Genomic DNA, 21424 nt, shown 5'->3' on the forward strand with positions numbered 1-21424 from the left:
TTCGCCCTGTCTGGCGCCGGACTACTTCGGGCGCGGAATGTCCGGGGATCCGGACACCGGGTCATCCGGAGACTGGGTTACTTCGGGCACTGAATTACTCTGGTAGGGACGCTCTGTGTGCAGGAACCGGCCCTCCACAGCAGCCGTCGACCAGGCTTGGCAGAGAGCCGCCGACAGCGTCGCCGTTCAATCGCCATTCAGTCGCCCTTCAACGGCGACGCCGCGCACACCCGCGCCGGCCCCCGCGAGAGCCGGTTCACCCAAGCCGCGCGCGTGAGGCCCGATCGAGACCACAGCCAAGCCCGGCAAGCCGTCGCCGTTTTCCGGCAAAAGCCTCTTACCTGCGAATACTCACCCCGCGGCCAGGTCCTCCGGCAGCTCGAACTCTCCGGCCCGCACGCCGTTGGTGAAAGCGTCCCACTCCGTCGGCGTGAAGATCAGCACCGCTCCGTCCGGTTCGGCCGGCTGGCGGAGGGCGACGTAGGTGAGGCCATCGGTGTGCGGGACGAGGGCGTACTCGACACAGTGCTCGAGCGTCTCCCCCTCCGGTTCGGCGCGGGTCCAGGCGACGCCGGTGAGATCGAGCTCGTGCCGGATGTGCGCCTTGTCGTCCGGTTGGCCGGCAGCGCGGTCGGCAGTAGGGCGCTCACTCATGATCACAGCGTATCCGTCGCCCGGCGGAAACGGCCTCGCGGACGGCGAAGGCCCCCTCGACCACGGGATACGCGGACGAGGGGGCCGTCGCCGAAATCCGGCGAAAGACTCAGGCGGTCTCGGTGATCGGGCGGTCCACCCACGACATCAGGTCGCGCAGCTTCTTGCCCGTCGCCTCGATCGGGTGCTGGTTGCCCTGGTCCTCGAGCTTGGTGAAGTTCGGGCGGCCGGCCTCGTCCTCGGCGACCCACTCCCGGGCGAACGTGCCGTCCTGGATCTCACCGAGGATCTTCTTCATCTCCTCTTTGACGGCCGGCGAGATCACGCGCGGGCCGCGGGTGAGGTCGCCGTACTCGGCGGTGTCGGAGATGGAGTACCGCTGCCGGGCGATGCCGCCCTCGTACATCAGGTCGACGATCAGCTTCAGCTCGTGCAGCACCTCGAAGTAGGCGATCTCCGGGGCGTACCCGGCCTCGGTGAGCACCTCGAACCCGGTCTGCACCAGCGCCGACGCGCCCCCGCAGAGGACCGCCTGCTCGCCGAAGAGGTCGGTCTCGGTCTCCTCGGTGAACGTCGTCTTGATGACGCCCGCCCGCGCACCGCCGATGGCGGCGGCGTAGGACAGCGCCAGCGCCTGCGCGCCGCCGGAGGCGTCCTGCTCGACCGCGATCAGGCAGGGCACGCCCTTGCCGTCCACGAACTGGCGGCGGACCAGGTGACCCGGGCCCTTCGGGGCGACCATCGCGACGTCCACACCGGCAGGCGGCTTGATCAGGTCGTAGCGGATGTTGAAGCCGTGCCCGAAGAAGATCGCGTCGCCGTCCTTGAGGTTGGGCGCGATGTGCTCGTCGTAGATGAACCGCTGCTTGGTGTCCGGGGCGAGGATCATGATCACGTCCGCCTCGGCCGACGCCTCGGCGACGGTCAGCACGCGCAGGCCCTGCTCCTCGGCCTTGGCGCGTGACTTCGACCCCTCCTGCAGGCCGATCCGGACGTCGACACCCGAGTCGCGCAGGCTCAGCGAGTGGGCGTGGCCCTGGCTGCCGTAGCCGATCACGGCGACCTTGCGACCCTGGATGATCGAGAGGTCGGCGTCGTCGTCGTAGAAGATTTCCACTGCCATGGGGGGTACTACTTCCTTTCCTGACTTCACGAAATCAGCGGGGTGAGGTGGCGGTGATCGAGCGGGCCCCGCGACCCACCGCGACCATGCCGGACTGCACGAGTTCCCGGATGCCGTACGGCTCCAGCATCCGCAGCAGCGCGCCGATCTTGTCCGACGTGCCGGTCGCCTCGACGGTGAGCGCCTCCGGCGAGACGTCCACCACCTTGGCGCGGAAGAGCTGGACGGTCTCGAGCACCTGGCTGCGCACGGTGGCGTCGGCCCGGACCTTGACGAGCAGCAGTTCCCGCTGCACCGCGCTGCCCGCTTCCAGCTCCACGATCTTGATCACGTTCACCAGCTTGTTGAGCTGTTTGGTCACCTGTTCGAGCGGTAGCTCCTCAACGGCGACCACGATCGTCATGCGGGAGACCTCGGGGTTTTCCGTGGGCCCGACGGCGAGGGACTCGATGTTGAAACCACGGCGGGAGAACAGGCCGGAGACCCGGGCCAGCACACCGGGCTTGTTCTCGACCAGCACGCTCAGCGTGTGGACGGTCATGCTTGCTCTCCCTCCGCGGCGGCGGCCTCGATGGCTTCGCGCGAGACCTCGTCGTCGTCGAACAGCGGCCGGATGCCGCGCACGGCCATGATCTCGTCGTTACCGGTGCCCGCGGCGACCATCGGCCACACCTGAGCATCCTTCCCCACGACGAAGTCGATCACGACGGGGCGGTCGTTGATCTCCATCGCCCGCCGGATGGTGGCGTCGACGTCCGCCTTGGTCTCGCAGCGCAGGCCGGCGCAACCGAGCGCCTCGGCCAGCAGCGTGAAGTCCGGGATACGGTGCTTGTGCGTGCCGAGGTCGGTGTTGGAGTAGCGCTCCGAGTAGAACAGGTTCTGCCATTGGCGGACCATGCCCAGGTTGCCGTTGTTGATCACGGCGACCTTGATTGGCGCGCCCTCGATGGCGCACGTGGCCAGCTCCTGGTTGGTCATCTGGAAGCAGCCGTCGCCGTCGATCGCCCACACCTGCGTGCCGGGCAGGCCGAACTGCGCGCCCATCGCGGCCGGCACGGCGAAGCCCATGGTGCCGAGCCCGCCGGAGTTGATCCAGGTGCGCGGCTTCTCGTACTTGACGAACTGGGCGGCCCACATCTGGTGCTGGCCGACCCCCGCGGCGTACACCGCGTCCGGTCCGGCCAGCTCGCCGATCCGCTCGATGACGTACTGCGGCGACAGCGAACCGTCGTCCGGCCATTCGTAGCCCATCGGGTACGTCTCGCACCACGAGTCGACCTGGGTCCACCAGTCGGCGAGGTCCGGTGCGCCGTTGTGCTCGAACTCGGCCCGCACCGCGGCGATCAGCTCGGTGATGATCTCCTGGCAGTCCCCCACGATCGGCACGTCGGCCTTGCGGTTCTTGGAGATCTCGGCGGGATCGATGTCCGCGTGCACGACCTTCGCCTCCGGCGCGAACGTCGAGAGCTGACCGGTGACCCGGTCGTCGAAGCGGGCGCCGAGCGCGATCAGCAGGTCCGCTCGCTGCATCGAGGCGACCGCACCGACCGAACCGTGCATGCCGGGCATGCCGACGTGCTGACGGTGCGAATCGGGGAACGCGCCGCGAGCCATCAGCGTGGTCGCGACCGGGATCCCCGTCAGCTCGGCGAGTTCGAGCAGCGCCCCGGCGGCCTCGGCCTTGAGCACGCCACCGCCGACGTAGAGCACGGGACGGCGCGCTTCGGCGATGAGCTTCGCCGCTTCGCGGACCTGCTTGCCGTGCGGCCGCAGCGTCGGGCGGTAACCCGGCAGGCGCAGCTCGGGCGGCCAGGAGAACGACGTCATCTCCTGCAGCACGTCCTTGGGGATGTCGACGAGCACCGGGCCGGGCCGTCCGGTGGCGGCCAGGTGGAACGCCTCGGCGATCGCCTGCGGGATCTCGGCCGGATCGGTGACGAGGAAGTTGTGCTTGGTGATCGGCATCGTGATGCCGCAGATGTCGGCTTCCTGGAACGCGTCCGTGCCGATCAGGCCACGCGACTGCTGCCCGGTGATCGCGACGACCGGAACCGAGTCCATGTTCGCGTCCGCCAGCGGGGTGACCAGGTTCGTCGCACCCGGCCCGGAGGTGGCCATGCAGACGCCGACCTTGCCGGTGGCCTGCGCGTAGCCGGTGGCGGCGTGCCCGGCGCCCTGTTCGTGCCGGACGAGGACGTGCCGCACCTTCGTCGAGTCGAGCAACGGATCGTAGGCGGGGAGAATGGTGCCACCCGGAATGCCGAAGACGACCTCGGCGCCGACCGCCTCGAGCGAGCGGACGAGCGACTGCGCGCCGGTGACCCGCACCGGCGTACCGGCCGGCGGGGTCGGTTTCGGACGTGCTCCGGGGACACCGGGCGCGGTCGGCCCGGGCTTCGCGTCGCTGTGCGACGTGGCACTGGTCATCGGTTCTGCCTCGTGGGTTCTCGGTGTCACTCGTTCGGGTAGGTCGGGCGGTACTGCGGTCGAAACCGGTTCGGGACAACAAAAAACCCTCGCCGACCGTAAGGTCGCACGAGGGTCGCGCGTCGACGCAGCGGACTCTTCCTAAGCGTCGACGCGCTGAGGAAGTACGAGGCCGGTCTGCGGTTTCACGGCGGTGACGTTAGCCGCGCGCCTGGGCGAGTGTCAACTGGGCGGGACGGCGATTCCGCATGCTGGACAGCCAGTACTGCTTCCGCGGACCCGCGCGCCGGTCGCCGGAGCTGGCGGTGCACCATTTCCCCGTGGCCGAAAAAGAGCAGGACCAGCGCGCGGACGAGGGCCGGAAGGCCGTTTTCCGGATCCCCAGCACGGCGTACCTGGCGATCGGCCTGCTGATCGTGTGTGTGACTCCGGTCGCACTCGGGGAGATCGGCGGATTCCAGTGGCTGTACGTCTTCCCACTCGCGCTGCTCGTGTTCGTCGCGCGCACCCGCACAGTCGCGACGAGGGAGGGCCTGAACGTCCGGACCGTCTTCGGCAAGCGCGACCTGCCGTGGTCGTCCCTGAAAGGCTTGGCGATCACGAACAAGGCACGCGTGCGAGCAGTCCTCGGCGATGACACTCAGGTTGCACTGCCCACCGTGCGGACGCGGCATCTGCCCGTGTTGGCACTGGTGAGCGAGGGGAAGATCAAGGACCCGTCCGGTGTGCTGAGCGACGAGGAACTGGGGGCGCCGGCTGCCGGGCAGCCGAACCCTTCCGCGCAGCCGCGAGAGGCCGCGGCCGAGACCGCGCCGTCCGAAGGTGAACCGAGCGAGTAGAATTGGTAGGACCAGTTTGCGGAGCGGTCTCGCGACTCCGTCTGGACCAGCCTTCTGACCTGGGAGAATGCCGTGCCGCACCTCCGTTCCCGGACCACCACCCACGGCCGCAACGCGGCGGGCGCGCGCTCGCTCTGGCGCGCGACCGGAATGACCGACAGTGACTTCGGCAAGCCGATCGTCGCGATCGCCAACTCCTACACCCAGTTCGTGCCCGGCCACGTGCATCTCAAAGACTTGGGCGAGATCGTCGCCGAGGCGGTCGCCGAGGCCGGCGGCATCGCGCGCGAATTCCACACCATCGCGGTCGACGACGGTATCGCGATGGGCCACTCGGGCATGCTCTACTCGCTGCCCTCGCGCGAGATCATCGCGGATTCCGTGGAGTACATGGTCAACGCGCACCAGGCCGACGCACTCGTGTGCATCTCCAACTGCGACAAGATCACGCCGGGCATGCTGAACGCCGCGATGCGGCTCAACGTCCCGACGGTGTTCGTGTCCGGCGGGCCGATGGAGGCCGGAAAGGCTGTGGTCGTCGAAGGTGTCGCGCAGGCGCCCACCGACCTGATCACCACCATCGCGGCCTCCGCGAACTCGGCGATCGACGAAGAGGGCCTGTCCACCGTCGAACGCTCCGCGTGCCCCACCTGCGGTTCCTGCTCGGGCATGTTCACCGCGAACTCGATGAACTGCCTCACCGAAGCGCTCGGCCTTTCCCTGCCGGGCAACGGTTCCACGCTCGCCACGCACGCGGCACGGCGCGATCTGTTCTCGAACGCCGGACGCACCGTGGTCGAGCTGTGCAAGCGCTGGTACGGCGGCGACGACGAATCCGTGCTGCCCCGCTCGGTCGCCACGAAGGAAGCGTTCGAGAACGCGATGGCGCTCGACATGGCCATGGGCGGGTCCACGAACACCGTGCTGCACATCCTCGCCGCCGCGCAGGAAGGCGAGATCGACTTCACGATCAGCGACATCGACGAGATCGGCCGGCGGGTGCCGTGCCTGTCCAAGGTCGCGCCGAACTCCGACTACCACATGGAAGACGTGCACCGTGCCGGTGGCATCCCCGCGATCCTCGGCGAACTGCACCGTGGTGGTCTCCTGAACACCAGCGTGCACTCGGTGCACTCCCCCGACCTCGACACCTGGCTGGGCGAGTGGGACATCCGCGCCGAGTCCGCGTCGGAGAAGGCGCTCGAACTGTTCCACGCCGCCCCGGGCGGGGTGCGCACGACGCAGGCGTTCTCCACGGAAAACCGCTGGTCGTCCCTCGACACCGACGCTGCGGGCGGCTGCATCCGCGACGTCGAGCACGCCTACACGAAGGACGGCGGCCTGGCGATCCTGCGCGGCAACCTCGCCGAGAACGGCGCGGTGATCAAGGCCGCGGGCATCGACGAGGACCTGTGGCACTTCGAGGGCCCGGCGCGGGTGCTGGAGAGCCAGGAGGAAGCCGTGTCGGCGATCCTCAAGAAGGAAATCCAGCCGGGTGAGGTGCTGGTGATCCGGTACGAGGGCCCGGCGGGTGGTCCCGGAATGCAGGAGATGCTGCATCCCACGGCGTTCCTCAAGGGTTCCGGCCTGGGCAAGAAGTGCGCCCTCATCACCGACGGCCGGTTCTCCGGCGGCTCGTCGGGCATCTCGGTGGGCCACATCTCCCCGGAAGCGGCAGCGGGCGGGCTGATCGGCCTGGTCGAGAACGGCGACCGGGTCCTGCTGGACATCCACCAGCGCCGCCTCGAGCTCCTCGTGGAGCCGGAAATCCTGGCCGAACGCCGGGCGAAGATGGACCTGTCCGAACGGCCGTGGCAGCCGAAGGAACGCCAGCGCCCGATCACCTCCGCCCTGCGCGCTTACGCCCGGATGGCCACCTCGGCCGACACCGGCGCAGTCCGGGACCCGAACCGCTGATCCGGCTCCCCAACCCTCGAGGGCCGCGTACCCCTGACGTTGGGGTGCGCGGCCCTTTTCATGCCTTTGACCAGGGTCTCGCCACCGGATGGCAACGGCTTGCCCGGGCTCTACGCCGCCCTGCCCGGAACGGGCTCTGCGCGGAATAGGCCCGGCCCGGCCGGCCCGGAATAGGCTCTCCGCCGCCCCTGCCCGAAACAAGCTCGGCGCGACCCGGCCCCGGCACTGGCTCTGCGCAGCCCCTGCCCGAAACAAGCTCGGCGCGGCCCGGCTCCGGAACAAGCTCTGCGCTGCCATGCTCCGGAACGGGCTCTGCGCAGACCTGCCCCGGAATCACCGCGGCTCGGCTAGCCGCAGGCAGGAGCGGCCGCACGCCGTCAACGACCCACCCGACCAGCACTCCGCGACCGTCGCCGCCAACCCATCCCAGCAAGGTCAGCACGGTGGTGACCACCAACAGGCCCCAATCCAACAGGCCCAAGTCAACGGGACCAAGTCAACGGGCCCCGAGCAGTCGTCGACCGCTCCCTCGACCTCTTGCAACTGAGCATGCGAGGAGCCCACCGCTTCGACATCCGTCAGCCGCACCCGCACCCGTCGCCTCCCTATGACGACAGTCCGTCCCGCCACCCCAGCGGGACCTGACACACCCCGGCCGCCAAGAGTCCCGGCGAACACCCCACCGGTAGGCAGCCGACGAAGAACCACCACCATGAGCACAAGAGTGGCAAGCCCAAGCAAACAGCAGGTCAACGCCCATTGCCGAAAAATGGCAACGCCCCGGATTCCCGCGTGGCCACGAAACGGCGACCAGCCGACGCCGCCCGAACCACGCCCACCAGTCACGCGAACCGACCAGATGACCACCATCAGCCAACCGAACACCTCCGCCCAGCGGGCAGCGCCTACCACCGGACAGCGTCTGCCAGCTGACCACCGTCCAGCGGTCGAGCAGCATCACCAGTTCGGCATCCGATCGGCGTCGGTCAGGCAGATGGCTTCCATCGGTCGGCGGGCCAGCAAGTCCGCGAGGTAGACGGGTCAGCGAGTAAGCAAGTCAGCGAATCGGCGAGCCAGCAGTCAGCAAGTCAGCGGGTCAGGACGATGACCACCACGGAAGCTGCCGCCGCCAGCAGCAGCGAGATGATCCCCAGCGGCAACGGCCGTTTCCGCCAGGGCGTGTTCACCTCCAGCGAAATGCGGCCGGCTCCGGTGAAGATCAGCGCGAGCGCGGACAGCCCGAGCAGCAGCTCGAACTCCCAGCCACGACCGTCGCCCTGGAAAAAACCTCCGTGGAACTTCGCGTAGACGATATTGGCCGCGACGCCGAGCAGCCCGGCCGCCGCGAGCGGGGTGAATAGGCCGACGATCACCAGCGCACCACCCGCGACCTCAGTGATCCCGGTTATCCAGGACAGCAAGGTCGTCTGCTTGTGGTAGCCGAACATTTCGAGCGCGTGCGCGAATCCGCCGACGCCCGGGCCGCCGAAGGCGCCGAACAGGTGCTGAAGCCCGTGCGCGCCCATGATCACGCCCAGTCCGAGCCGCAGGATGAGCAGGCCGAAGCCGAGGCCACCCTGCCGGGGCTCGTCGTAGTCGTTGCTCGTGGAGTCTTCGACGCCGGACAGCAGGTCGGTCTGGTAGTCGTCCCCTTGACTGGTCACGCGCGAAGAGTAGGGGATACCGCCGCCACCCGCGAGCGCGCGCGCCGAGGTCAGGGGCACTTTTCAGGGTTTACCCGGAGGTGGTCAATATTCGCCGTGCACCAGATTGTCGGGCAGCTCTCCGCCGGCGTACCGGGCGATCTCTGCCGCGGCCACGGCGTACGAACGCCGCCGGACCCCGTACACCGCGCCACCGACGTGCGGAGTCACGACGACTCCGGGCGCCGTCCACAGCGGGTGGTCCGAAGGCAGCGGCTCCGGATCGGTCACGTCGAGCGCGGCCCGCAGCCGTCCCGCGGTCACCTCCGCGACCAGCGCTTCCGTGACGACAACGGGTCCGCGAGCGGCGTTGACCAGCACGGCGTCGTCCCGCATCGCAGCCAGGAAACGAGCATCGACCATGCCTCGAGTACGCGACGTGAGAGGGACCATCATGACGACCACGTCGTGGTGCGGCAGCAGGTCCGGGAGCTCGTCGACGCCGTGCACCCCGTCGCGCGCCGACATGCCGACCATCGTGCACCGCGCGTCGAACGATTCGAGTCGCTTCCGCAGCTGCCGCCCGAGATCACCGGCGCCGACCACGAGCACGTGCTGCCCCTGCAACGTCTCGGAGGTCATCCGTTCCCAGCGCGCCGCCCGCTGGGCCGCGGCGAAAACGTCCAGCCGCCGGTACATCGACAGCAGCACGGCGACCACCCACTCGGCCATGCTGCCGCCGTGCGCGCCGCGGCAGGTGGAAAGCAGCACTCCGTCAGGAACCTTACCTATCCAGTCGTCCGCACCGGCGGACAGCAACTGCACGAGCTTGAGATTCGGCAGGTCGCGCCACAGTTCGTCACCCGCCGGGTGCCGGCCTGGGATGAGTACCTCGGCCTTCGCGGCCTCCGGCGGCACCGGATCACCCCATTGGTAGCGCACGGCCTGCACGAGGGGGACCTCGGAGAGCGCGGCGACACCTTCGTCGTCGGGGACCAGCACGGTTACCGTCATGATCACCACGGTAACCACTTACCGGTGGCTCACGCCGGGGCACCTAGGCTGGAACCATCATGCGTACCCGGTTCCGGTGGTCGGCGCCGCTGGCCTTGCTCGCCTGCGGCGGCCTTGTGCTTTCCGGCTGCGCCAGCTTCGACGACACCACCGCGGGACAGACGTTCAGCCCCGCGCCGCCGCCGAGCCCCGAATCGCCTCCCCAGGTCCAGGACCCGGGCGACGATTCCGGGAAAGGGCCGGGCAGCGAGCCGTCGCAGAGTTCACCCACACCGGTCCCGCCGCCGCAGGGGTGCAAGGACTTCGACAAGGCGGTCATCGCGACGTGCCTGGACACTGTCTCCGCCGTCGCCGGCCTGCCGGGCGACGGATCGTCGCCGACCGCCCTTGCCGGCGAACGGAAAACCGGTCGCGTCCTGCTCGCCACCTCCGGCCATGACGCGGCATCGTTCGCCCAGCTCGACGTCCAGGCCGCGGGCGACGGGGGCCTGACCGGTCTGGCACTGTCCCCGAAGTATGTCGAGGATCAGCTGGTCTTCGCCTACATCACGACGCCGACCGACAACCGCGTCGTCCGGTTCGCCAAAGGCCAGGCGCCGAAGCCTGTGCTGACCGGGATCCCGAAAGGCGCCACCGGCAACCGCGGCGCCATCGCCGGTGACGGGCACGGCGCCCTCCTCGTCGCGACCGGCGACGGAGGCAACTCCGCCGCCGCAGCCGACCCGAAGTCTCTGGCGGGCAAAGTGCTGCGGATCGATGCCTCGGGAAAGCCGGCCGGCGACAACCCCACCCCCGGTTCCGCGGTTTACGCCTCGGGCCTGCACGCCCCCGGCGGCCTCTGCGGCTCGTCCGACGGGAAGCGCATGTGGGTGACCGACCAGCCCGGCACCGGCCCGGACGCCGTGTACCGCCTCCAGCCAGGTCAGACTCTCAGCACGCCCGCCTGGACCTGGCCGGAGAAGCCGGCGGTCGGCGGCTGCACCGACTTCGTCGATGCGAACGGTATCCTCGCCGTCGCCTCGTCGACGGGTCTGCAGAACGTCCCGGTCAGCCCGGACGGCGCCGTCACCGGCAAACCGACCGTGAGCCTGGACGGCAAGGGCAAGCCCCCGACGACCTACGGCCGGCTCGCCGGGATGAGCATGATCAGCCCGCAGATCGCCGTCGCCGGTACCACCAACAAGGACGGCGGAAAACCGGTCTCCAGCGACGACCGGGTGGTCCTGATCGTCATCACCGACACCGGCGGTGGCCAGGGGAAAGACTGAGTCCTGAGCTGTCGGAGAAGGAGCGTCGAGCTCTGTCGCCGCTGAGCGGCGAATCTGGCCCCACGGGTCTTCCTGGGTCACCTCCAGCAACAACGTGACGCGCCGACAGTCCATGTCGACGTCGAGCAAGGACCTCGACCGTCCTCGACTGTGACTCTCCGACCCGACCGCCGCTCATCTGGTCCAGGCCCACGCCGAACGTCACACCTGAAGGTCGCCCGCGAATGGCAAACTCCGCCGGGCCGTCGCCACTCGACGGCCCGGAATTCGTCCCTACCGACTCCGCGCTCTGCACGTGTGCTCGACGGCGGTGGAACGTTCGCCACTCAACGGCGACGAAGACGTTCGCCGTTCGTTGGCAATGGCGATGGCAATGGCGATGGCGATGGCGATGGCGATGGCGATGTTCACCGCTCGGTGGCGGTGGCGGTGGCGACGTTCGCCGCTCGGTGGCGGCGGCCGGTGGCGGCGGTCGCGGTCGCAGTTGCGACGGCAGCGGTCGCGGTGACGGTGGCAGTCGCGGCAACGGTCGCGGTCGCGGTCGCGGCAGTGAGGACGCTCGCCGCTCAACGGCGATTCGCGTACCGTGCTCAGTCGCGGTTCAGCGGCGAACCGCGTTGACGTCGCCTCTCACCGGCGACAATTCGTTCCAGTTCGGCATCCCACAGCGACCTCGCCCTGGCCACCGCCACTCAAAGGCGGCAGCTTTCCAGCACTGCCTCGTGGCATTTCCGCGCCGTCCACCCGACGGAACAACCCCGTCATCCGCCGAACTTCCCGACCACCAAGGCCCCCCACCTCGTCGCCACCGGATGGCGAGCCTTCCGGCCTGGCGCTTCAGGACCAGCAACTCACACAAAGAGGTTCCGTTCCAGGCCTCTTCGCGCGAGGGAGCGTACGGAGAAGTCCGCCACCGAACGCTCCGGCACGGCTCTCGGACAACAAGCGCCGAACACTCTCAGCCGGTAAGAAGGCGACGGGCAATCAGCGGCAACCATCCGCCGGGCACCACCTGCGTATCGCCACAAGCCAGCGCGGTCCCGCGCCGTCGCCGCTGAGTGGCGAAAACGCCGTCGCCACTCAACGGCGACGGCGAGAAACCCGGCTTTCCGCACGAGCCGCACGGATATCCAGGATCGACACGGCGATGGAAACCAGCGCGAACGCCATCCCCAGATACCGTCCGACCCCGGCACCGACCGTGACCCCCGCCGCGGCCAGGAAGGCGCGCTGGTCGCTGTCGAAGACCCAGTCCAACGTCGACCATCCGATAGCCATCAACAGCACCGTCGCGAGGCCGGCCACGAGCCACAGGTGCGGCAGCCCGGACATCCGGGCCTTCCGCACTTGCCCGAAAACGACGACACCGACCCCGACCAGCAGAAGGACGAGCGGCGGCACCCACGAAAACGGATCCGAATGCCAAGCCGAACGCACGACGTCGTCTTGGGCCAACGACCCGAACGCGTCCTGCACCTCGGGGGTCGCGGTGTCGGCGGTCAGCACCGTCCACGGCAGGAACAGCGTGCCCAGCGCGAGCAGGCCGGCGGCCAGGCCGAGCCACTCGCGCCAGGTGACACGCGTGATCGAGAACGCCACTCAAGAACCGACGCGCTCGATGATCAGCTCGCGCACGCGCTTGGCGTCGGCCTGCCCCTTCGTCGCCTTCATGACCGCGCCGACGATCGCGCCCGCCGCGGCGACCTTGCCGCCGCGGATCTTCTCGGCGATGTCCGGCTGCGCGGCCAGAGCCTCGTCGACGGCGGACAGCAGCGCCGAATCGTCGGAAACGACCTTCAGCCCGCGCTTCTCCACAACCTCGCGCGGCGAACCCTCACCGGCCAGGACGCCTTGGACGACCTCCTTGGCCAGCTTGTTGGTCAGCTCGCCGGAGGAAACGAGCGCGATCACCTCGGCCACCTGCGCCGGCGTGATCGGCAGCTCGGCGAGCTCGACCTCGCGCGAGTTCGCCTCCTGCGCCAGCGTGTTCACCCACCAGCCCCGGGCCTCGTCCGGAGTCGTCCCGGCCTCGACCGTGGCCGCGACCAGGTCGACGGCGCCGACGTTCAGCAGGTCACGCAACGCCTCGTCGGAAAGCTCCCACTCGCCCTGGATCCGCTTCCGCCGTTCCCACGGCATCTCCGGCAGGGTTGCGCGCAGCTGCTCGACCCACTCCCGCGAAGGCGCGATCGGAGCGAGGTCCGGCTCGGGGAAGTATCGGTAGTCCTCCGCGGTTTCCTTGGCCCGTCCCGACGACGTGGTCCCGTCTGCCTCCTGGAAGTGCCGCGTCTCTTGGCGGATCGAACCACCGTCGGCGAGCACCGCAGCCTGACGCGTCATCTCGTAGCGCACCGCACGCTCGACGCTGCGCAGCGAGTTCACGTTCTTCGTTTCGGTACGCGTACCGAATTCCTCGGTGTCCTTGGCCATCAGCGACACGTTCGCGTCACAACGCATGGAGCCCTGGTCCATCCGGACATCGGACACGCCGATCGCGCGCAGCAGGTCGCGCAACGCCGTCACGTACGCACGCGCCACCTCCGGCGCCCGCGCACCGGTGCCGGTGATCGGCTTGGTTACGATCTCGATGAGCGGAACGCCGGCGCGGTTGTAGTCGAGGAGCGAATGCTCGGCGCCGTGGATCCGGCCGGTCGCGCCGCCGACGTGCAGCGACTTGCCGGTGTCCTCCTCCATGTGCGCGCGCTCGATCTCGACGCGCACGACCTCCCCGTCGTCGAGCGTGACGTCGAGGTAGCCGTCGAAAGCGATCGGCTCGTCGTACTGGGAGGTCTGGAAGTTCTTCGGCATGTCCGGGTAGAAGTAGTTCTTCCGGGCGAACCGGCACCACTCGGCGATGTCACAGTTCAGCGCGAGCCCGATGCGGATCGCGCCTTCCACGGCCTTGCCGTTCAGCACCGGCAGCGAGCCCGGCAGTCCGAGGCAGGTCGGGCACGTCTTCGTGTTCGGCTCGCCGCCGAACTCGTTGGCGCAACCGCAGAACATCTTCGTCTTCGTGTTGAGCTCCACGTGGACCTCGAGCCCGAGGACGGGGTCGAACCGCTCGACGACCTCGGCGTAGTCCATCAACTCGGCCACGGCAGTCACTTCGTTCCTCCCAGTTCCGGAACCCGGTGCACGAGCGAACCGCCGGCAGCGGCGTCGCGCGCGGCCTCGTACGCGGCACCGACGCGGTACAGCCGGTCGTCGGCGAGCGCGGGGGCCATGATCTGCAGGCCGACCGGAAGGCCATCTTCGTCGGACAGTCCGCTCGGCACGCTCATGGCGGCGTTGCCGGCGAGATTCGACGGGATGGTGCACAGGTCGGCGAGGTACATCGCCATCGGATCGTCCACGCGCTCCCCGATCTTGAACGCAGTGGTCGGCGTCGTCGGCGAGACGAGCACGTCGACCTTCTCGAAGGCAGCGGTGAAGTCACGCGTGATGAGCGTGCGCACCTTCTGTGCGGAGCCGTAGTACGCGTCGTAGTAGCCGGACGAGAGCGCGTACGTGCCCAGCATGATGCGCCGCTTCACCTCGGCGCCGAAGCCCTTCTCGCGCGTGAGCGACATGACTTCTTCCGCACTGTGCGAACCGTCGTCGGCGACACGCAGGCCGTAGCGCATGGCGTCGAACCGTGCGAGATTGGACGACGCCTCACTCGGCGCGATGAGGTAGTACGCGGGGAGCGCGTACGTGAAGTGCGGACACGACACCTCGACGACTTCGGCCCCCAAAGCGCGCAGCTGCTCCACTGCCGCTTCGAAAGAGCGAAGCACACCAGGCTGGTAACCGTCGCCGCCGAACTCCTTCACGACCCCGACGCGGACGCCTTTGAGGTCCGCGTTGGCACCTTCGCGCGCCGCGGCCACGACGGGCGGCACGGGCGCGTCGATGGACGTCGAGTCCATGACGTCGTAACCGGCGATCACCTCGTGTAACAGTGCTGCGTCGAGCACCGTACGCGCGCACGGTCCCGCTTGGTCGAGCGAAGACGAGAAGGCGACCAGACCGTAGCGGGACACACCGCCGTACGTCGGCTTCACGCCGACAGTGCCCGTGACAGAGCCCGGCTGACGAATCGAACCACCCGTGTCGGTGCCGATGGCGAGCGCGGCCTCGAACGCGGCGATGGAAGCCGACGAACCGCCACCGGAGCCACCGGGGATGCGCGCGTGATCCCACGGGTTGTGGGTGGGCCCGAACGCCGAGTTCTCCGTGGACGAGCCCATCGCGAACTCGTCCATGTTCGTCTTGCCCAGGATGACGGCGCCGGCTTCGCGCAGCTTGCGCGTCACCGTCGCGTCGTACGGCGGGATCCACCCTTCGAGCGTCCGAGAGCCGCAGGTGGTCGGCACGCCTTCGGTGGTCAGCACGTCCTTCAGCGCCAGCGGCACGCCGGCCAGCGGCGACGCCGGCGACTCTCCCGCGGCGAGCTTCTCGTCGACCGCCTTCGCCGCGGCGAGCGCACCTTCGGTGTCGACGTGCAGGAACGCGTGCACGTGGTCGTCCACGGCGGCGATGCGGTCCAGGTGCGCCTGCGCGACCTCGACCGCCGACACCTCGCGGGCGTGGATCTTCGCCGCCAGCTCGGCGGCGGTCAGCTTGACGAGTTCACTCACTGTTCTTCTCCCAGGATCCGCGGCACCCGGAATCGGCCTTCCTCGGCAGCTGGCGCGCCGGACAGCGCCTGCTGCTGGCTGAAGCAGGGACGAACCTCGTCCTCGCGGAAGACGTTCGTCAGCGGCACGGCGTGCGAGGTCGGCGGGACGTCCTCCGCGGCGACCTCGCTCACCTTCGCGACCGAGTCCAGGATCTGGTCGAGCTGGCCGGCGAAAACGTCCAGCTCGTCATCGGTCACAGCCAGCCTGGCCAGCTTCGCGAGGTGCGCGACCTCGTCTCGGGAAATGTTGGGCACGCGGGTGACTCCCGGGGTGTGCTGTGCGGGTGCTCTCGGAAGCTGCAAGTCTATGGTGACGGCGTCGGACGGCTCGACCGGGTTGTTCGCCGGGCGCCGGGCGCAGTGTCCCGCTGGCCGGACGGCGGGACCGCGACGGGCACCCGGTCTGTCACAATCGGCGCCCGGCGAAGTCGCGTTCCACGGCAGGGCTGGAACGCCTGAGGCGAGAGGGGCGCGTGGTGTCGTTCCTGATCCGGGTCCAGCTTCCGGACTCCCCCGGCACCCTCGGCGCCGTGGCGACCGCGCTCGGCACGGTCGGCGCCGACATCCTCAGCGTGGACGTGGTCGAACGCAGCAGCGGCCTGGCGATCGACGACCTCGTGGTGGAGCTGCCGTCCGGCCGGCTCCCGGACGCACTGATCACCGCGGCGGAGAGCGTGGAAGGCGTCGAGGTCGATGCGGTCCGGCCGTACGCCGGGATCCTGGACACGCATCGCGAACTCGAACTCGTCGAGGAGATCGCGGCACAGCCGAAATCGGGCCTCGACCTGCTCGCCGAGGGTGTGCCGAAGATCATCCGCGCCGGCTGGGCGGTGATCGTGGAGCACGGCGAACCGGATTCCCGGCGCCTCGCCTCGTCGAGTGCCGCCCCGGAGAGCCCGTTCACCGACCTGCCGTGGCTCCCGCTGGAACGAGCCACAGTCCTCGACGGCGAAGAGTCGTGGGTCCCGGAGACCTGGAAGGAGCTCGGCACGGAACTCGCCGCGACGCCGCTGGGTAAACCGGGCAAGGCATTGCTGGTGGCCCGCCCGGGTGGCCCGAATTTCCGCGCCGCGGAGGTCGCCCGCCTGGCACACTTCGCCGGCATAGTCGCCGTGGTCCTGGACGGCTGAGCCGAACTGCCGGCCGGGCCGAACTGCTGACTTGGCCGCCCACCGCACGTCGCCGTCCTCCGACGACCCCAGCCGCATGCCCGCCAACGGCCTGCCGAAGCCACCACCACCACCCCAACGGCCGGCTGAGTACTCGCCTCGGCGCGGAGAGCACTGTCCACTGATGCGCCCCGGGTTTTGTGCAGGCTCTGATCTCAGGGAGGATGCAGAGCATGCCGGCACCGAAGAAGTACAGCGACGAGCTGCGTGAGCGGGCGACGCGGATGGCGTTGGACGCGATCGCGGCCGAGGGGCAGCGGATGGCGGTGATCCGTCGGGTCGCGGGCCAGTTGGACGTGCACCCGGAGGCCTTGCGGACGTGGGTCAAGCGCGCCGAGATCGACGCCGGCGCGGCGCCCGGTCGCACCAGCGACGATGCGGCGCGGATCGCCGAGCTGGAGCGCGAGGTGCGTGGGCTGCGGCGGGCAAACGAGATCTTGAAGACGGCTTCGGCGTTTTTCGCCGCCGCGGAGCTCGACCGCACAATCAAGTAACTCCGGACGATTCCGCGCATTGGCGGGAGGTTCCGCTCGCGGTGGTCGTCGATTATGTCGACGGCCATCGCGAGCGGGTTGTTGAGGGGAAGAAGCGCGGGGTCGAGTCGATCTGCGCGGTCTTGAACGACGCGGGCGTGCAGATCGCCCCGAGAACGTATTGGGCAGCCAAGAAGCGTGCACCGTCGAAACGTGCTGCGCGGGACGCGGAACTGCTCACTGAGATTGAGCGCGTGTTCCGCGAGAATTACGGCGTCTACGGGGCGCGGAAAATTCATGCCCAGCTCAATCGAGAGGGAATCCGCGTGGCCCGCTGCACGGTCGAGCGGCTGATGCGCCAGAAGGGCCTGCAGGGACTACGGTGAGGCAAGCGGCCCAGGATCACCATCGCTGCAGCCTCGCCTTCGCCGGCGGACCTGGTCGACCGCCGCTTCACCGCCGATCGGCCGAACCAGCTCTGGGTCGCGGACATCACCTATATCCGGACGTTTTCGGGGTGGGTGTATGCCGCGTTCGTCATCGATGTTTTCTCCCGAATGGTCGTGGGCTGGCAGGTATCGACTTCCCTGCACACAAACCTCGCCCTCGACGCTCTGGAGATGGGAATCTGGGCGCGAAAACGAGCCGGACAAGACGTCACCGGCCTCGTCCACCATTCCGACCGCGGAGTTCAATATCGAGCCATCCGCTATACCGAGCGCTTGGCGGAAGCTGAAGTCGTCGCCTCGGTCGGTTCACGCGGGGATTCCTACGATAATGCGATGGCCGAGGCATTCAACTCGCTGTTCAAGGGCGAATTGATTCATAACCCTATCGCCCGCGGCCGCGGCTGGCAATCCGTCCGCGATGTCGAGATCGCCGTCGCAGAATACGTCGACTGGTACAACCATCGTCGTCTCCACGGCGAGCTCGGTCAGCGCACTCCCGCCGCCGTCGAAGTCACCTACCAGGCGTCACGCTACGATCAACCCTCCGAGCCCGCCCGGGCTGGGTAACAGGCAACGAGACCTGCACCAGACCCGGGGCGCATCACACCCTGTGCCAGGTTCCCCGGAGAACTCGCGCCGGGACCACCTACAGCGACGTTGTTACGGCACGGCAATTACCCGCGTCACCCCGAGACGGCGAACCCGACCGGCTCGACCGCCGCCGCGACCAGTGCGGTCGACAAATTGAGTGAGGCACCAGCGACAAGCTGCCGCTGACCTGTCCTGCCGCTGATCGTCCTTCGCCGTCAATCGACAATTCGCGGCACGCAGCCATCACTGACCTGCCTCTCACCGCCAATCGACAGCTCGCGGCAGGAAGCCACCGCTGACCTGCCTCTCGCCACCGATCGGCAACCGGCGGCACGCAGCCGTCGCGGAGCCGGTTGCCACACGAGCGGCAAGAGCGGCCGCAAGCGCCCGAGTTTGCCGCCAGTCAGCAGACCCGAGACCCAGCGACCGGCCGACCAACCGGCCGATCGTGGCCGACCGGTGGCGAGAACGTGCTCCGAGAACACTCCGCCGGCCGTTGCCGAAAACTGGCAACACCCCTTGACCTGCGAGAAACCCCGTTTACAGGTCGTACTCGTACGCAACGAGCCTGACCCCCGGATGCGGGCTCCAGTCCCGCTCCGGCAGCCGGCTGAAGCCGATTCGCTCGTAGAGCCGGTGTGCCGTTCGCATCTGGTCGAGACTGCTCAGCACAACTTTTCCCAGCCCGAGCTCGCGACCACGGTCCAGCACCGCCCGGGTGAGCGCATCCCCGATGCCACGGCCGCGTGCCTCGCCGGCCACTGCCAGCATCCGGAATTCCAGCTCTCCGGGTCCGGAGATTTCCGCGTACTCGCTGCCCGGCAGCACCACGGTGACCGACCCGAGCACTCGGCTATCCGCTTCAACAGCCACCATCAACTCGGCATGTTCGGCTCGGTGGGCGACACTCCGCAGCACCGCTTCATACCCAGTATCGACCTCGAAGAACCCGTCGCGCCGGTACGCCTCTGCCGTCACCTCGCCGATCGCCGCGAACTCCGCCACCCGCGCCGGCCGGATCCGGAACTCAGCCATCGTCCTCCTCGGTTTTCGGTTCCTCGTCCACGCCCGTGTCGAGCGCCACCCCCGCGGCTGCGTCGGGTCCGCGCTCCAGCAGCACCCGGAACCCGCTCTCGTCCAGGATGGGTACCTTCAGCTGTACAGCCTTGTCGTACTTCGACCCCGGAGAGTCGCCGACCACCACGAACGCCGTCTTCTTGGACACCGATCCGGCCGCCTTGCCGCCGCGGGCCAGGATGACTTCTTTCGCCTCATCGCGGGAAAATCCCTCGAGCGAGCCGGTGACGACAATCGACAGTCCCTCCAGATGCCGAGGTACCGAGTCGTCACGCTCCTCTTCCATCCGGACACCGGCGCGTCGCCATTTTTCGACGATCTCCCGGTGCCAGCCGACGTCGAACCACTCTTGCACGGCGTGCGCGATGGTCGGCCCGACGCCGTCGATCTCCGCCAGCTCTTCCTCGCTCGCCTCCTCGACCCGCTGCACCGAGCCGAATTCCCGGGCCAGCGCCTGCGCCGCGGTGGGTCCGACGTGCCGGATCGACAGCGCGACGATCACCTTCCACAGCGGACGGTTCTTGGCCGAATCGAGATTCGACAGCAGCTTGCGGGCATTCGCCGAAAGGTCCCCCGCCTTGGTGCGGAACAACTCCACCTCGGCGAGCGACTCTTCGCTGAGATCGAACACGTCGCCCTCGTCGGCGACCACGCGCGCGTCGAGCAACGCGACCGCAGCTTCATAACCGAGCACCTCGATGTCGAACGCACCACGACCGGCAAGGTGGAACAACCGTTCCCGCAGCTGCGCGGGGCAGAACCGCGTATTGGGGCAACGGATGTCCTTGTCGCCCTCCTTCTGATAGGCCAGTTCCGTGCCGCATTCCGGGCAACGCGTCGGCATGACGAACTCGCGTTCGTCCCCCGTGCGCACGTCGACGACCGGACCGAGCACCTCGGGAATCACGTCTCCCGCTTTGCGAATCACGATGCGGTCGCCGATCAGCACGCCCTTGCGCTTGACCTCTTCTTGGTTGTGCAGGGTCGCGCGCGCGACCGTGGACCCGGCAACCTTCACCGGCTCGGTGACCGCGAACGGCGTCACGCGGCCGGTACGTCCGACCCCGACCTGGATGTCGAGCAGCGTGGTGATCGCCTCTTCCGGTGGGTACTTGTAGGCGATCGCCCATCGAGGTGCCCGCGAAGTGCTGCCGAGACGACGTTGCAGGGCCACTTGGTCGACTTTGATGACGACGCCGTCGATCTCGTGCTCGGCATCGTGCCGATGTTCACCCCAATAGGTGATGTGGTCGGTGAGCTCCTTCGCCGTGTGCAGAACACGGGTGTGCGGCGAAACCGGAAGACCCCAGGCCGCCAGCGCGTCGTAGGCGTGGGACTGCGTGACGGGTTCGAAGCCCTCGCGCTTGCCGAGACCGTGGCAGATCAGGCGCAGCCTGCGTTGTTTCGTGATCTTCGGATCCTTCTGCCGCAACGAGCCGGCGGCTGTGTTCCGCGGATTCGCGTACGGCGGTTTACCGGCTTCGACCATCTTCGCGTTGAGATCCAGGAAGTCCTCGACGCGAAAGTAGACCTCGCCACGCACCTCGACGAGCTTGGGCACCGGAAAGTCGTCAGTCCTGGTCAGCCGGTCGGGCACCTGCTCCAGGGTGCGGATGTTGAGCGTGACGTCCTCGCCGGTGCGGCCGTCGCCGCGGGTGAGACCTCGGGTGAGCTTGCCGTTCTCGTACAGCAGGTTGATGGCGAGTCCGTCGATCTTCAGCTCGGCCAGGTACTCGGTGGACCCGATTTCTTTCTCGACCCGCTCCACCCAGGTCCGGAACTCGTCCTCGTCGAAGACGTTGTCCAGGCTCAGCATGCGTTCGAGGTGGTCGTACGCGGTGAACTCGGTGGAGAACGTGCCGCCGACGTTCTGCGTCGGCGAATCCGGGGTGACCAGCGCCGGGTAGTCGTTCTCGATGGCCTGCAGCTCGGCGAGAAGCGCGTCGAACTGACCGTCGGAGATGATCGGCGAGTCCAGCACGTAGTACCGGAACTGGTGGCCGCGGATTTCCTCGGCGAGGGCGCCGTGGCGCTCGCGGGCGTCGGCCGCCACATCGGTCACGTCCTGTGCGGCCTCGGTGGCCGCCGGATCCTGGGGAAGGTCGGTGCTGCTCACAGGT

Annotated in this window: 17 protein-coding genes and 1 pseudogene; 6 read left to right on the top strand and 12 right to left on the bottom strand. The window is 68.4% G+C overall.

Going from position 1 to position 21424, the window contains the following annotated elements; translation table 11 throughout:
* Positions 1–351: 351 nt before the first annotated feature.
* The 4 genes from BJY18_RS14770 to BJY18_RS14785 all read right to left on the bottom strand — a co-directional run bounded on the left by BJY18_RS14770 (position 352) and on the right by BJY18_RS14785 (position 4204).
* Positions 352–654: a DUF397 domain-containing protein gene (locus BJY18_RS14770; RefSeq protein ID WP_184780529.1), complete on the bottom strand. Its 303-nt coding sequence runs from the start codon at positions 652–654 to the stop codon at positions 352–354.
* A 109-nt stretch (positions 655–763) separates the two neighbouring features.
* Complete coding sequence (gene ilvC, locus BJY18_RS14775; RefSeq protein ID WP_184780530.1) at positions 764–1777, bottom strand: ketol-acid reductoisomerase; 1014 nt, start codon at positions 1775–1777, stop codon at positions 764–766.
* 34 nt (positions 1778–1811) lie between these two features.
* Positions 1812–2318: an acetolactate synthase small subunit gene (gene ilvN / locus BJY18_RS14780; RefSeq protein ID WP_184780531.1), complete on the bottom strand. Its 507-nt coding sequence runs from the start codon at positions 2316–2318 to the stop codon at positions 1812–1814.
* On the bottom strand, positions 2315–4204 hold the full coding sequence (locus tag BJY18_RS14785) for an acetolactate synthase large subunit (RefSeq protein WP_221457737.1): 1890 nt from the start codon (positions 4202–4204) through the stop codon (positions 2315–2317). The genes ilvN and BJY18_RS14785 overlap by 4 nt, the downstream gene beginning before the upstream one ends.
* A gap of 320 nt (positions 4205–4524) precedes the next feature.
* On the opposite strand from BJY18_RS14785, the gene BJY18_RS14790 reads away from it, so the two are divergent.
* Both BJY18_RS14790 and ilvD read left to right on the top strand, forming a co-directional pair.
* Entirely contained in the window at positions 4525–5043 is a 519-nt protein-coding gene (locus BJY18_RS14790; protein WP_184780532.1) for a PH domain-containing protein, read from the top strand.
* A gap of 72 nt (positions 5044–5115) precedes the next feature.
* A complete protein-coding gene (gene ilvD, locus BJY18_RS14795; protein WP_184780533.1) occupies positions 5116–6960 on the top strand; it encodes a dihydroxy-acid dehydratase in 1845 nt (614 codons plus the stop codon).
* A 1088-nt stretch (positions 6961–8048) separates the two neighbouring features.
* Here the strand turns inward: ilvD and BJY18_RS14800 are convergent.
* Together BJY18_RS14800 and BJY18_RS14805 are read right to left on the bottom strand one after the other, a co-directional pair.
* Positions 8049–8624: a DoxX family protein gene (locus BJY18_RS14800; protein WP_184780534.1), complete on the bottom strand. Its 576-nt coding sequence runs from the start codon at positions 8622–8624 to the stop codon at positions 8049–8051.
* 84 nt (positions 8625–8708) lie between these two features.
* On the bottom strand, positions 8709–9617 hold the full coding sequence (locus BJY18_RS14805; RefSeq protein WP_184780535.1) for a 2-hydroxyacid dehydrogenase: 909 nt from the start codon (positions 9615–9617) through the stop codon (positions 8709–8711).
* A gap of 59 nt (positions 9618–9676) precedes the next feature.
* Between BJY18_RS14805 and BJY18_RS14810 the strand changes: the two genes are divergently transcribed.
* On the top strand, positions 9677–10885 hold the full coding sequence (locus BJY18_RS14810) for a PQQ-dependent sugar dehydrogenase (protein WP_184780536.1): 1209 nt from the start codon (positions 9677–9679) through the stop codon (positions 10883–10885).
* Positions 10886–11182: 297 nt separating this feature from the next.
* Positions 11183–11506 carry a hypothetical protein gene (locus tag BJY18_RS14815; protein WP_184780537.1) on the top strand — a complete coding sequence of 108 codons (324 nt, stop codon included), beginning with the start codon at positions 11183–11185 and terminating at the stop codon, positions 11504–11506.
* Between the two features lie 459 nt (positions 11507–11965).
* Here BJY18_RS14815 and BJY18_RS14820 read toward each other — a convergent pair whose 3' ends face one another.
* Genes BJY18_RS14820 through gatC form a run of 4 tightly spaced genes read right to left on the bottom strand, consistent with a single transcriptional unit; the run spans position 11966 to position 15800 of the window.
* Positions 11966–12484 (bottom strand): hypothetical protein, encoded by a 519-nt coding sequence (locus tag BJY18_RS14820; RefSeq protein ID WP_184780538.1) that lies wholly within the window; start codon positions 12482–12484, stop codon positions 11966–11968.
* The gene (gatB, locus tag BJY18_RS14825) at positions 12485–13990 is read right to left on the bottom strand and encodes an Asp-tRNA(Asn)/Glu-tRNA(Gln) amidotransferase subunit GatB (RefSeq protein ID WP_184780539.1); all 1506 of its coding nucleotides are present in this window, start codon (positions 13988–13990) and stop codon (positions 12485–12487) included. It abuts the gene before it with no gap.
* Positions 13987–15504: an Asp-tRNA(Asn)/Glu-tRNA(Gln) amidotransferase subunit GatA gene (gatA, locus tag BJY18_RS14830; RefSeq protein ID WP_184780540.1), complete on the bottom strand. Its 1518-nt coding sequence runs from the start codon at positions 15502–15504 to the stop codon at positions 13987–13989. Before gatA ends, gatB begins: the two co-directional genes overlap by 4 nt.
* Positions 15501–15800, bottom strand: a complete 300-nt coding sequence (gatC, locus tag BJY18_RS14835) for an Asp-tRNA(Asn)/Glu-tRNA(Gln) amidotransferase subunit GatC (protein WP_184780541.1) — start codon at positions 15798–15800, stop codon at positions 15501–15503. The genes gatA and gatC overlap by 4 nt, the downstream gene beginning before the upstream one ends.
* A 221-nt stretch (positions 15801–16021) precedes the next feature.
* Here gatC and BJY18_RS14840 point away from each other — a divergent pair, with 221 nt between their 5' ends.
* Positions 16022–16675: an ACT domain-containing protein gene (locus BJY18_RS14840; protein ID WP_184780542.1), complete on the top strand. Its 654-nt coding sequence runs from the start codon at positions 16022–16024 to the stop codon at positions 16673–16675.
* 212 nt (positions 16676–16887) lie between these two features.
* Positions 16888–18203 (top strand): annotated as a pseudogene (locus BJY18_RS14845) (IS3 family transposase).
* Positions 18204–18767: 564 nt separating this feature from the next.
* Here the strand turns inward: BJY18_RS14845 and BJY18_RS14850 are convergent.
* Positions 18768–19262, bottom strand: coding sequence for a GNAT family N-acetyltransferase (locus BJY18_RS14850; protein WP_184780543.1), 495 nt, complete (start codon positions 19260–19262; stop codon positions 18768–18770).
* A complete protein-coding gene (ligA, locus tag BJY18_RS14855) occupies positions 19255–21420 on the bottom strand; it encodes an NAD-dependent DNA ligase LigA (protein ID WP_184780544.1) in 2166 nt (721 codons plus the stop codon). The genes BJY18_RS14850 and ligA overlap by 8 nt, the downstream gene beginning before the upstream one ends.
* Between the last annotated feature and the right edge of the window lie 4 nt (positions 21421–21424).

It is taken from the genome of Amycolatopsis jiangsuensis, assembly GCF_014204865.1.
In the GTDB taxonomy this organism is placed as follows: Bacteria; Actinomycetota; Actinomycetes; order Mycobacteriales; family Pseudonocardiaceae; genus Amycolatopsis; species Amycolatopsis jiangsuensis.